This is a genomic window from Vibrio sp. Isolate30 (assembly GCF_022397975.1).
GTDB lineage: Bacteria > Pseudomonadota > Gammaproteobacteria > Enterobacterales > Vibrionaceae > Vibrio > Vibrio fortis.
In genome coordinates this window covers 963373-977166 of record NZ_JAKEUS010000001.1, presented here as the reverse complement: position 1 = coordinate 977166, position 13794 = coordinate 963373, and the positions used below count along the sequence as shown (strand labels likewise).

The 13794-nt window shown below is 44.1% G+C and carries 7 protein-coding genes; 2 read left to right on the top strand and 5 right to left on the bottom strand.

The window, feature by feature from the left end:
* Nucleotides 1–44: 44 nt before the first annotated feature.
* Nucleotides 45–2684: a mannosylglycerate hydrolase gene (gene mngB, locus L1D60_RS04270; RefSeq protein ID WP_239839892.1), complete on the bottom strand. Its 2640-nt coding sequence runs from the start codon at nt 2682–2684 to the stop codon at nt 45–47.
* 209 nt (nt 2685–2893) lie between these two features.
* Entirely contained in the window at nt 2894–4828 is a 1935-nt protein-coding gene (mngA, locus tag L1D60_RS04265; RefSeq protein WP_239839891.1) for a PTS 2-O-a-mannosyl-D-glycerate transporter subunit IIABC, read from the bottom strand.
* A 313-nt stretch (nt 4829–5141) separates the two neighbouring features.
* On the opposite strand from mngA, the gene L1D60_RS04260 reads away from it, so the two are divergent.
* Both L1D60_RS04260 and L1D60_RS04255 read left to right on the top strand, forming a co-directional pair.
* Complete coding sequence (locus tag L1D60_RS04260) at nt 5142–5864, top strand: GntR family transcriptional regulator (RefSeq protein ID WP_239839890.1); 723 nt, start codon at nt 5142–5144, stop codon at nt 5862–5864.
* A gap of 277 nt (nt 5865–6141) precedes the next feature.
* Nucleotides 6142–6882, top strand: a complete 741-nt coding sequence (locus tag L1D60_RS04255; RefSeq protein ID WP_239840451.1) for a DUF481 domain-containing protein — start codon at nt 6142–6144, stop codon at nt 6880–6882.
* 179 nt (nt 6883–7061) lie between these two features.
* Here L1D60_RS04255 and L1D60_RS04250 read toward each other — a convergent pair whose 3' ends face one another.
* From L1D60_RS04250 to L1D60_RS04240, 3 genes are all read right to left on the bottom strand, one after another.
* Nucleotides 7062–8771, bottom strand: coding sequence for a methyl-accepting chemotaxis protein (locus L1D60_RS04250; RefSeq protein ID WP_239840450.1), 1710 nt, complete (start codon nt 8769–8771; stop codon nt 7062–7064).
* 398 nt (nt 8772–9169) lie between these two features.
* Nucleotides 9170–12247 (bottom strand): efflux RND transporter permease subunit, encoded by a 3078-nt coding sequence (locus tag L1D60_RS04245; RefSeq protein ID WP_239839889.1) that lies wholly within the window; start codon nt 12245–12247, stop codon nt 9170–9172.
* Nucleotides 12234–13502, bottom strand: coding sequence for an efflux RND transporter periplasmic adaptor subunit (locus L1D60_RS04240; protein ID WP_239839888.1), 1269 nt, complete (start codon nt 13500–13502; stop codon nt 12234–12236). Before L1D60_RS04240 ends, L1D60_RS04245 begins: the two co-directional genes overlap by 14 nt.
* Between the last annotated feature and the right edge of the window lie 292 nt (nt 13503–13794).

Sequence of the window (13794 nt, the reverse complement as noted above, 5' to 3'; positions counted from 1 at the left end):
GTCGTTCACCTACTCCGCCCAACGTTTGGGCGGAGTACCTTAGTTTAGAATTTCACTTGGAATGATTTCGCCTGACACGCCTTCAGAGTGCCAAAGGTCTGTGTTTCTACATGTGTATCTCGAACTTGCTCGTCCATGCTCGTTTCAAGCCAAGACGTTACAGGTTGAGTAAACTGAATCTTGTCCGCTACTTCGCCAAACTCTGCTGGGTTGTATACACGGAGGATTAACGCATCTTCGTCTTCAGCTTTCTTTAGTACACTCAACACCGCGCCCTTTTGCTCTTTGTTCAACAATGAGTAAGTCAGAGGCTTATCTTGTTCGCCAACATTTAGCTTCATCGCGTTGTATGGGATTTTGTTGTAACATTCGATTGGCGTTACATTGTCACGAGCTTCTGCCATGATGTTTGCGTCAATGTGATTACCTGCGAAACCAAACAGAGCAAACTCACAAACCAACTTACCGCGCGTTTGAGAATCTGGTGTCGGAATCTTGATACCAGAAGGACGACCAGGGCGAAGTAATAGCTCTTCTTTACCTAGCACGCCAACGCCACGCAGTAGAGTCAGAGCAAATGTGTCACGCTCTTCGTTACCTTTGCTTGAGATGACTTCAAACTCGCGCAGACCGTTTGTCATCAACGCCATACCACCAGTCTTGTTTTCGACTGCAGCGAAGTTCATCAGTTGGTAAACAGGTACCGGAGCCTCTTTCCATTTTTCTTCTTCCCAGACAGCCATTGCTGGATCGTTCGTTGGGCGTGTAATCAGACCAAACTGGTTATCCGCAACGACATTTTCAGAGATGAACGGAGTGGGTACTAGAACACGTACACGATGATCATCTGCTTGGTTATCGAGCTCCATTCGAACTTCGATACGGCGAGAGCCTTGCTTCAATACGACTTGGCAATCCACATCAACAAAGCCATTTTGGCCAGTGCGCTCTTCACGCTCTTGTAGGTTTGCAGGCACATTCATGCGCAGTTTGATGGTTGCTACAGATTGGAAGCCTTCATGTTTAATGCTGGTTTCTGCTTTGAATTCATCTGAATACAGCAGCCATTCTTGGCGAGATGGAGAGTAATCGTACTCATCACCATCGTCTGAACCGTCTTCAACGCGAAGAACTTGGTCAAACAGCATCTCGGTCTCTTTATCGAAAACCGATAGCGTGCCGTTGTCGTTCACATTGATACGGTAGAATTCGTTCTCTAATAGGTAGTCTTTTTGTTCAGCAACGATATTGTGGCCTTTCGCATTCGCCTCAATGTGTAGCGTGGTGTAACCCATTGCAGGAACCGCGCGTTTGATTTGAATGTCGTATTCGATGAACGGATCGTAGTTGCCGTAGTGAACGATTTGGCGGTCGATCTTACCTGGATCAATCACACGTTGGTCTTGGATGTAGTACTCAACTTGATTGCCATTTTCATCAAAGATATTGAATTCGTTAGCACGGATGGTAATCGTTGTATTAATCACCTCTTCACGCTCATAAGGAGACAGGTTGAAGAATGCTAACTTGTCACAGCCTTCGCGCGTTGGCATATGATCTACGATCTTACGCTTATAGAAGTTGATTAGGTTTGATGCCATATCGTCCGCTAGGATGTAACGATTTAAGATCTCAGCATGTACTTTGTCTGAACAGCAACAACCGATAGAGTCATGAGCGTGGTTCTTCATGCTCTCTTTCCACATCTTCTCGATTAGACCGTGGTGGTACTCAAAGCCCAGTGACCATGCAATTGATGCTAGTGGTTCTAGGATGTTCACAATCTTATTTTCTACTTCTGCGTGGATCAGTTTAATGTCCATACGCGTTGAGGAGATGGTACGGTGAACACGCATGTATTTGCCATCGTTAAACTCACCTTTGATAGTATCTAGGTTGTCGCGCTCTTGGCGGATACGATCGAACACCTCTTCGAAGCGGCTCATCATGAACTCACGATCTGGGTAAACTTCGCGCAGCTTATCCATCACCTCAAAGATGTCTTTTTGAATTGGCATCTGGTCATGGCCGTTTGGCAACAAGATGTCTTTGGTGACTGATGGCTTTTCTAGTACTGGGAAGTACTTATCTAAACGAGCGCGCAAACCTTCTTCATCTTGAGGCAAGTATTTACCAATCGCGTAGCCTAGCGGAAGCACTTGTGCCATAACCTCAGAACCGTCGTTCGATTGCCACAGGAATTCGGTTTTATTAGTACCATGACGCTCAGAACAACCACGCCAGAACATCGCAGTATCAATACCAAAACCGTTGTAGATCATTGGCAATTGTGAGCTCATTGAAAATGAATCTGGTAGATAACCAATCTTCATCGGCTCACCGAGCTCTAGGCAATCACGTAGTCCATACATCATGTTACGAACGATAGACTCACCAGACACTTGCATGGTGTCAGTTTGTGAGTACCAAGGACCAACAATTAGCTTACCGGCTTCGGCCAATGCTTTCACGCGAGCTTTGTTTTCTGGCTTAATTGCGAAGTAGTCTTCCAACACTGCTGTTTGTCCGTCGAGAACGTAATATTTATATTCAGGGTCGTTCTCAAGACGCTGCATGATCTCTTCCATGTTGTTCACTAGAAGAATACGAGACTCTTCCGTTGTGAAATACCATTCACGATCCCAGTGCATGTGTGGAGTAATATGAACGCGTGATGTAGTCATAGTGATTTACCTAAGTATGCGGATTCGACACTCAAAACCGCTAATATCTAAAATTTTCAAGGGATTAAAACTGGCTGCCACTAAATTTAGGGTGCAAGAATCCACGCCCAGATTCTGTGTGAATAAAACGTTAGGAGCACAGAAATTAGGACAGCCAGTGTTGTTCGTTATATTTATTGAGCGAGTTAAGGAGTTAACTCAGAATTTAGTTAGTTTTGTGCTGCGGTTTGCACTTCAAACTTACCCTTTTTTACAGCGTGGCCTCGCCAAACTAGAAGAGTAATTGTTGAAATAATCGTACCGATAAGTGCTGCGCCAAACCAAATTGCTGCGGCAGAGAAAGCACCTAAACCAGCGTCGTGAAGTAAGAAGATTGAGAAGATACCAGCACCCGGTGTTGATAGACCGATACCTGCAGCACCAATCATTGCACCCGTCACTACAGAGCCGAGTAGGAACGAACCGATAACACGGATTGGATCTTCAATCGCCATTGGGATTGCACCTTCGGTGATACCCGCTAGACCAAGAAGCCAAGTCGACTTACCCGTTTCAATCTCGAAGTCTTTGAATAAACGTGGAGCAATCATTGTAGAAGCAGTTACAGTGAACGCCGAAACCATCTTAACGGAACCGAAGATTGCGTAAGGACCGTAAACGCCGTTTGCCATTGCACCCAAACAGAATGCGTAAGCCGCTTTGTTTACTGGACCACCAAGGTCGAAAGAAACGAATAGACCAATGATTGCGCCAAGAAGCAGAGCATTGGTGCCCGACATACCATTTAGCCAATCCGTCAAACCTTGGTTCAACATAGCAACGGGTTTACCGATAACAAACAGCATCAGAGAACCTGCGACCAACGTGCCGATCACTGGATATAGGTAGAAGGTCAAGAAGCCGTTAAATGCAGGGCTAAGGCGAACGTTCTCTTTCACCCAGCGCATTACGTAACCAGCAATCAAACCACCAACGACACCGCCAAGGAAGCCAGAGCCAATGAGGTTTGCTGCGATACCGGCAGCAAAGCCTGGGCCTAACGCAGGTTTGTCAGCTAAAGAATATGCCGTGTAAGCCGCCAGTACAGGTACCATCAGTGTACCTAGTAGACCACCACCTAATTTGCGGTACATCCATAACCAAGAGTCTTTGGTTGCGTACAGCTCTTGCAGATCAAAAATTTGAGCGATAAGAACAGCGACAGCAAGAACAGTACCACCAGCAACGATTAGGGGAACAGCGTAAGAGATACCTGAAAGAAGCGCTTGCTTGAGCTCAGTTTTAAGTGGCAATTTCTTCGGCTTATCATCTGTTGCCATTGTGCGATCAGCGCCATTGCCATTTTTAGATTCATCAATCGCGTCATTTAGAATGCGCTCAGCGTGTTTAATCGGCTCTGCTACCGGAGTTTCTACTCGTGGGATACCGTTAAAGCGATCAAGCTCTTTGATTGCGACTTCGGCTGCGAAGACACAAGCAACGGCACTGTTAAGTTGGTCAGCAGTTAAGCGGTCTTCAATGCCATTAGCGCCCTGCTTCTCAACATAAACGTTGTAACCCAGCTTCTTACCCGCTTTTTCCAAATACTCAGCGGCCATATAGGTATGAGCGATGCCCGCAGGACAAGCAGTAACACATACAATTGCTGGCGCATTTGTATCTAAGTTGTATTGTTCATCTTCCGTTTGATTTTCACCATCTAATAGCGTGAAAATCTCTTCAGCAGTTGTCGCTTTCAATACGGCTTCGCGAACATCATCATCAACAAGTGTTGTGGTCAATTCAGTAAGCAGATGCATGTGGGTAGAGCCCGCTTCTGCATTTGGAATCGCGATCAAGAAGATTAGATTCACATCTTCATCTTCATCAAGGCCTTTCCATTTCATATCTTGTTTAAGTGTAGCAACTGCAAAACCAGCCTCTTTAACCGCATCAGTCTTGCCATGAGGTACTGCAAGGCCTTCGCCCAATGCTGTAGGGCCTTGCGCTTCGCGAGCAAATACAGCATCAAGATACTGCTGTTTATCATGTAGTTTGCCTTGCTGATCCAGTTGTTCAGCAAGTGCATTAATCGCTTCTTCTCGGCTGCTAAACGTTGTTTGCAGATTTACGAGCGACTTGTTAGTTAGAGTTGTAAGTTTCATAACCTTCTGTCCCATTGTCACGGATTAGTGCGACAGTTCTCCCTGTCGACGATGACAATAATACAACTTGGAGACATATAATCCGTGATCATGATCTCATGAATGCAAATTTGTATTCAATTTGTATTTTAAAGATATCATTCAAATGGCCAAGAAAGCTTGAGATGTACCATTTAATTTGTATTATAAGCACTAAAGATACCCATACGCTTATCACCCTAATGTGATTCGAGGTTATTGGGTACCGTCAAATTACGGCATTTAACAACAAATTATTTAAGTTTAGTCTCCCTAGGGAACTAATGAGGCAAAAATGGCAAGACTTCCGATGTATCGCAAAATCGCCGATGCAATCCGAGACAAGATCAAGTCTGGTGAATACAAAGTTGGCGAAGCACTGCCAACCGAGGCGCAGCTCAGGGAAGTATTTTCAGTCAGTCGCGTTACTGTAAGACAAGCATTAAAACTATTGATTGAAAACGATGAGTTAGAAAGTGTTCAAGGCAGCGGTACTTATGTCAAAGAGAACAAGATCAATTACGACATCTACCAGCAATCGAGCTTCCAAGAAAAATGGGCGCACTTAGATGTTGTGACTCACAGTAATGTTCTCGCATTTGAAATAAAACCGTGTTCACTTGCCATGTCTGAGCATTTAGACATCAGCGAAGGGGAAATGGTTTTCTATGTGAAACGTGTTCGCCACATGGACAACAATCCCATTACCGTTGAAGAGACCTGGCTACCGGTTGATTTGTTTCCAGATCTCACTTATCAGGTGATGCAAAAATCAAAGTATGACTTCATTGAAAAAACAAAAGGTATGGTGATCGATCGCAGTGAACAGGAACTGGTACCGGTTCTTCCACCAGCTGATATTGCCGAGCAACTCGGGATCGATCCAGCGCAACCGATCATTGAAAAGCGTACGCGCGGTTATCTAGCCGATGACACTGTATTCGAATACAGTCGTAACTATTTCACTTCGAACGATTACCGCTTCACTTTGGTTGCTAAAAGACAGCGTCAAGCGTAGTAGACTGAAATTTGGAAATAATGAGCTCTCGATTTGTTCGTGAGCTCTTTCCTTTTTATTTAGCATCAGTCGACATTTCCCCCCTTACTCCGACTTCCACTCACTTCTAAAACACCTAAACAATCATTGTTGAATATCATTCAGCCTCAAATCAGGTTGCTTATTGACCTCGGTACGTAGAATCAAAGGCTCAATTGAAGTCAGGCTCGTTGCCCACTTGTTATTTGCTTTTATCTACTGATCTAGCTGTAAATCAACCATGAATAAACATCATTACATGGCATTACTTGTAAGTACTGCCCTTATTACCAGCCCAAAAGTCTTTAGCTCCATTGAGGTTGAAGAGGAAATTGATGAATCCCCTTACACGAGACTCACCAAACTGGGGTTCATCTATTCACAAAATACCAGCACGTCACTCTCCATTAACTCGGGGATCTCTTTGGGCTACAAAGGCGATACATGGGGGCATAGGTTTCAATTTGATACCTACTACACCGACGCAGAAAACGGCGAAGATGGTACCAACCGATATACAACTAACTATGGAATCACCTACGACATCAACTCAAGAACCTATACGGTTGCCGGGATTCGATTCGAACATGATCAGTACGGTACCTATCGCGACCAGTGGATTGCAATGACAGGTCTCGGTAGACACTTCTATGAAACAAACCACGTCACTCTAAACGGCTCAATGGGTCCGGGTTATCGTATAACGGAAAGACAATCTTTTGATGAGGAATTTCCCTCGCAGATGAACTACGAACTGATTGCCAGCGGCTCGCTCGAAGGGACGGTTCAGTTTACGGAGAGCTTTTCTATTGGGGGAAATGCGAGTATTGCTTACGGTGAAGAGAACACCAATTACAATTTAAAGGGATACTTAAAGAACATCCTGATGGGGAATCTAGCCCTCACATTCGATACTGAGTATATCTACAACACAACCGTTGCCTCAGACCAAAGTAATACCGAGATTTACAGCTCCATGAACCTTAACTACGATTTCTAACTCGTTTATTTTTCGCTGATTTAATGCCAGTTCTATAGATCAATAACGGTACCTGACGAAGACAGTATTCAAGAAAAACTAAAAAGGCGCACTTAACTGTGCGCCTTTGCCTATTGTTTTAACAAGTAAGAAATTCAGGTCTCAATTGTTCTAGCTATCCATTGTTTAACGACCAAAGCTTATGACGTTTTGAATTGTGCGACCGCACTGTCCATTTCGCTCGCTTGAGCCGCAACCTTATCCACTTCAACCAAACAATGCTGAGCCGAAGCTGTGTTTTGGTTCGAGATCGCACTTAGTTCAGTAATTGAATCACTCACTTGCGCCATAACCGCACCCTGCTCTTCTATCGCAGACGCGATACGCTCTGAATTGCCTTGGATGTCTTCCATATCACTTAGGATGAGCTGTAGACTTGAATCTAAAGACTCAGAATCACTTAATGTACGTTGGCCTTGCGAGTTACATTCGCCAATTTCCGCCATTGACGCTTCCATCTGGCTTTGAATCGCTGACACAACGTTGGTGATTTCCGTTGTTGATTGGTGCGTACGACTTGCCAAAGCTCGAACCTCATCCGCTACTACCGCAAAACCGCGACCTTGCTCGCCTGCACGTGCTGCTTCAATCGCAGCGTTCAGTGCTAACAGGTTCGTCTGCTCAGCAATACCTTGGATAATGTTCACCGCATCACCAATCTGATCAACATGATGGTTCAATGAACTGATAGAGTCTTGGCTACTCGATAAACGCTCAGACAGTTGTGTAATGTTATTGATGGTTTCAACCACAACCTCACGACCTTTATCTGCATTAAGACGGGCTTTTTGTACGCCTTCAGCGGCAATTGCTGTGCTTTCTGAGATCTCACCGATTGTAGATACCATCTCTTGCACAGAAACGGTCATTTCGCCTGTGTGGTTAGCTTGAACATCAAACTGCTTGATGACCGTTTCCAGCTCATTGTGCATGTTAGATGTGCTTGAAGTGAGCTGCTGAGACTTCTTCTGAGATACAGAGATCAGTTTTTCTAACTGATCCAACAACTGATTGAAGTATTCACCCAATGAACCCAGCTCATCGTGCCCTTTTAACTCTGAACGAATTGAGACATCGTTCGAATCGACAATGCGACGGATAACAGTCAGCAGCGACTCAATACGACCGACGATAGAACGCACAATCAACCAACTCAAAACAATGATGACTACAAGTAGCGTACCACTCAGCGCATTGTTGATGAGATTGAGTTTAGCGAGCTGTTCAGCCGTCGTGTCTTTTAGCAGGCCAGAAAATTCTTTAAACTGAGTTTCTACTTTGTGCGAAGCTGCGCGCGCTTCTCCTAGCAATCCCTCATCATGTTTAAGACCAATTTTCATTTTTTGATCGACAACTTGTTGAGCGGAATTTAAAAAGCTTGCTTGAGCATTCGACAGTAAATTCAGATCAAGGCTACCCTGCTCAACCAATTCATTGAACTGATACATCGCAAGTCTTTCTTCGTCTGTAGCTCGTGCAAAGCTAATCGCCAAGTCTTCATGAAACTGACCCAATAAACCCTGATCATCGGACAAACCTAAAACCTGGTATGCCGCAACCAGCGCAGTAAAACTTTTATGATAATCGGCAATATCCTGTCTTAGCTGAGCTGTATTAGCCAGATTCAAGTCTTCAAGCACGGCCGTCAATTGAGATTCTAACCCCTGAAACTGACGATAGTTGTTTTCAAACTTATCTAAGTATTTGATGTTGCTTCGAAGGAGAAAATCTTTCTCGTTTCGACGTAGGTTGAGCAAGCGGACTTCTAACTCTTTGGTGATCAACGTAGCTTCGTGGAGTTGCTCACCCGTTCGAGTAAAATGAGAAGTAGTGAATAGTAGAGACACCATCCCTAGTATTGAGAATAGACCCAATGAAAATAGTTTATTTTTAATATTCATATAATACATCTGATGTAAATAACGACCTTTAGTGAGCACTCTATCAATAACACTAAGCATTAAACGAGACTTAGAACACAGTCTTATATGTTAACAGACTGTGAATTTTCAAAGATTAAATAAATGAGAGAGTGATCGAGAATCACTGCTTACAGGTCTTTTACTACAGTTTTATGACAGGGTGTCATATTTATGAAATACAGAGATGGTTATTAACAAAATTCTCAAAAGTGAAACAAAATCGCGCTTTGAACCAAGAATTTGGTAGAAAAAGGCGCAGGTGAAATTGTGAACAATTCAATCTCACCTGCGCCAAATTTATCAGACTTGTTTGTCAGAATTTGTCGTTAAGCCGCTTTCGTTCTCAACTTGGCAAGGAGGTCGGCATTTTTTAGGTTTGCCATTCCAACATAAGCCACGGGTACTAGGAACAATGAGAAGAAAGTACCAACGGTTAAGCCACCAACTAGGACTAAACCGATATTAATGCGACCCAATGAACCTGGCCCTTCTGCCAGTGCCAATGGTAATGAACCAAGTATCATTGTCAGTGACGTCATTAGAATGGGTCTGAGTCGAGAACGTGCACTCACTACCGCTGCTTGTTTTGCTGTCGCCCCCTTCTTGCGCTGTTCGTTCGCAAATTCCACCAGCAAGATACCGTGCTTGGTAACCAAACCGACTAGGGTTAGCAAACCGATCTTAGAGTAGATATTTAAGCTCTGTCCAAATACCGATAAAGTCAAAACAGCCCCCACAATACACAGTGGTACTGTCAGTAGAATGATCATCGGATCAACAAAGCTTTCGAACTGCGCCGCCAAGATTAGGAAGATAAAGACAAGCGCCAACACGAATAGAACCTGTGCCCCTGCACTCGAATCAATAAGATCTTTCACCACGCCATTGAATTCATAACTCTGAGACTCATCAAGCAGCTCTGGTACCGTTTGGTCAACGTATGCTTTTACGTCACTCGGAGTAAAACCAGGCATTAAATCAGCGGTAATTTCAGCACTGTCTTGCCCCATAAAGGTTTTGAAGTTCGATTCAGAGGTCACTTGTTTGATCGATACAAACTGAGACAATGGCAGTCGCTGACCAGATTCCGAATCGACATATAGCTTATCTAATACCTTAAAGTCACCTAAAGCATTGAGATTAACTTGTACTTGAATCGGATAGGTATAACCGTCGTCTGCTTGCAAGTCAGCCGCTTTCACCGAACCCAAGAAGGTCGAGAGTGCATTAGTCACATTGCCATAATCAACACCAGACAACACAATAGCATTACGATCGATTGAAAGGTCATAGCGCAGTTGGTCACGTAACATAGAGTTGCTTACGTTGGTCACACCTTCATAGCTTTCTAAAGCTTCAACGACTTTATGTGCCGTTTCAGACAGCGCATCGGTATCTCGATTCACCGTCGTCAGCTCAAGAACCATGTTAGTCGCGATATTAAGGTTATCTGCAGTACGCACTTTAAAAGACATGCCGTAAGCTGACACACTGCTTTTAGCGTTAGCAATGAACTCATTAACCAGTTCATCTGCGGATTTCTCTCTCTCGCCCCAAGGCTTTAGCAAAACGTGGTTCGTTGGCGTACCTTCGATGTAAGATAAGTTCGCTTCCACAGAGTCGTTGTCTTTAAATACCTGATTAAGCTGGGCGTTATTGTCTAGATGGTACTGACGGCCAACACCTGTTGGGGGCGTTGATGTCACCTCTACAAAGCCAGTATCTTCAGTTGGTAGTAAGACTTGAGGCATTTTCCATACGGCAACCGCAGACAAAGCCACCATGACTAAAGCAATTCCTGTCATCAGAGCTTTGCGTTCAAACCATTTGTTCAACTCAGCACTGTAGTAGTCTGATAGTTTATTCAGCTTGGAATCAACAACTGAGTACCATTTTGCAGGCGTGGATACCGGCTTCATTAGGTACGCACTCATCATTGGCGACAAGGTCAACGCCACAAAACCAGAGATAATCACGGCCGCAGCCAACGTGAATGCAAATTGTCTAAACAAATCAGCTGTTAGGCCAGCCATCAAACCAATAGGTAGATAAACGACAGCTAGAGTTAGCGTCATCGCAATCACTGGGAACACGATCTCTCGGCACCCTTTTAACGCGGCATTCAGTGGCGTCTCGCCCTCTTCAATATGGCGATAACAGTTCTCTGCAACCACAATTGCATCATCCACTACCAAGCCAATTGCGAGAATGATCGCCAATATGGTGAGAACGTTGATGCTAAAGCCTAGTCCCCACATCACAGCAAATACGCCAATAACGCACACTGGAATCGTGATAATTGGAATCGAAGCGACTCGGAAAGAACCCAAAAAGATAACCACAACCGCCGATACCAGAACAACGGCCTCTACTAGCGTCATAAAGCCTTGGTCTATTGCTGCTTTGATGAAGTCAGCTTGGTTGTAAACCATCTTCATCTCAATGCCTTCTGGCAACTGCGACTGGATATCTTCGATCTGCAGCTTAACTCGGTCTGCTACCGTAACTGGGTTTTCGCTCTTAAGTGGCAGAACTTGAATAGACATTGCCAGCTTATCATCTACACGGAGAATGCTTGGCGTTAAGCTCTCCTCACCCATTTTCACATCGGCAATGTCGCCAACGCGGATGATCTTTCCATTGTCGACTCGAATTACAAGATCACGAACATCTTCAACGCTGGTGACTTGGTTTACAGGGTTAATGGAGAAATCGCGAACTTGCCCTTTAATCGTACCCGCCGTAAAGGTCGCGTTGTAAGAACTAAGTGTGCCGACGACATCAGACGCACTGATGTTGAGAGCCATCATACGATCCGGTTGTAACCAAACACGTACGGCTTTCGAGCTACCACCATATGGTCCCCACACGCCACCCACACCTTGAATGTGCTTGAATTGAGGTACAACTTGTTGGCTGATGTAATCAAACATCTCCTGCTTTGACATGTTGCCTGAGTTAACAAAGGTGATCACGTTACTCGGCATGCTTGTGTCGGAAGAGTCATCCGTTACCGTTGGTTGATCTGTCATACTCGGCGGAAAATCACCAATTGCTTCAACACTACTGCGTAGGTTGTTCATTAAGCCAGTGTATTCAACCTCGTCAACGTCATCTTCAAACATGATCTTTAGACTACAAGTGCCCTCCTGGCAGTCTGTGGTCATAGTTTTCACGCTATCAAGCCCAGTAGCTGCTGTTATCAGCTTGTCTGCAACATTACGTGACATGAATTCTGCACTAGCACCATTGATCGCGGCTGTAACCGTAGCCGATGGTGTTTTATGTTCAGGGAAGTATTGAATGGATAATTTCTGAAAAGATAGTAGACCAATCAATACAATAGCGATGCTAAGCACCGATGCAAACACTGGGTGCTTAATACAAATCTCAGGAAGCTTCATTGTTGACTCCTACTTGCTTCGCTTCCGTGCTTTTTTGTGGTGAGTTTTCATTTTTTGAATCTAAAATCACTGATTCTGTCGTTTCTGGTTGAATGGTTTCTGGAGAATTGCTATCTGAACCATTTTCTACCGATGATGTGTTTTCCGGTTCATGAATTAAATAGGCTTTCGGCCCGCCATGTACCTCTACAGAGGTTGTTGTTTCCGATACCGATTCCGTTGGTGCGGTGTTGATCACTTTAACCAAAGAGCTTTTTTTTAGATTCTGTTGACCAGTGACAACAATCTTTTCACCCAGTAGCAGCCCATCTTCAATGACAACGTGACCATCATTAGTGTTAACGCCAAGCTCAACCACTCTTTGTTCAATCGTCTCACCGTTCACCACCCAAACAAAACGAGTATTGTCTTTAGCAAGGACTGCGTTTTGAGATACCACTAACTCCGGAGCCTCATCGCTAGTCACTTGGTTTAATTTGGCAAACATACCCGGAACAAGGCGATGATCGGGGTTCTTAATATGAGCGTGGATCTCGACACGACCTGAACTCTCATCAACAGCTGGAGCAATATAATCCACTACCCCTTTAAACGTTTCTCCGGCAAAAGCATCCACTTCAATCGATACCTGTTGACCAAGCTTTGCAGAGCCTAAGTCTGACTGTCCAATTGAGTATTGAACCTCAACCGGATCAAGTTTGATCAAACTCACCAACACGTTAGAGCTGTCGATTCGACTGCCAACAGAGTGGCTAAAGTTGGTTAACTGACCATCAAACGGCGCAACCAACACATAATTGTTCATTAGTGCTTCTTGTTGACGGAAATCTGCGGCTGCCAAGTTTGCTTGCTCTTTGAGTTCTTCAACATCTTGTTGAGACATTGAATCCGGCTGCTTTTTGAGTAGCTCTTGCACACGCTTGAGTTTAGATTTGGCTAAAGCCAGTGAACTTTTTGCCTTGTCTAAATCAGCCTTAGCTGTCGTGTCATCCAGTTGTGCGATTACATCGCCTTTTTTTACAAAATCACCATCTTTAAAGTGAATTTTGAGAAGCTTTTCTGATGCGCTAAAAGTGAGTGCAGCAGAGTCAGTGGCACGAATTTTACCAACTTCATTAATTGAAGAAGTAAAAGTTTGAGTCGTTGCCTGTTCCACTGTAACTGGTACGTGATCAGTATTTTCTGCGAACACAGAAGGTGCACCGAATGTAATAAGTGCGAAGGCAATTGTTTTACTAATTAAGGTCAATTTCATTCCAGTAACCATAGAGCGCTATCAATATCGAGTGCGCTAATTGTTATACTAATCACAGTAAGTAAATGAGCATAAATAGCGCAGGAAAAACGCTTGAAAACAAGGAAGAAATTTTCGATAAGTAGTTATTCTACAATCAAAATTTCTAACGATGTTATCGAGAGTTTTAACCAGCTAGGATGACCAGTTACTTACTACGATTGGTATCAGCTATCTTTAACTGAACAAGCTTCCTGCTATTGAATTCAATGCTAATAACAGCCAGTTGTTGGGAGAATGGGCTCAACGTCAT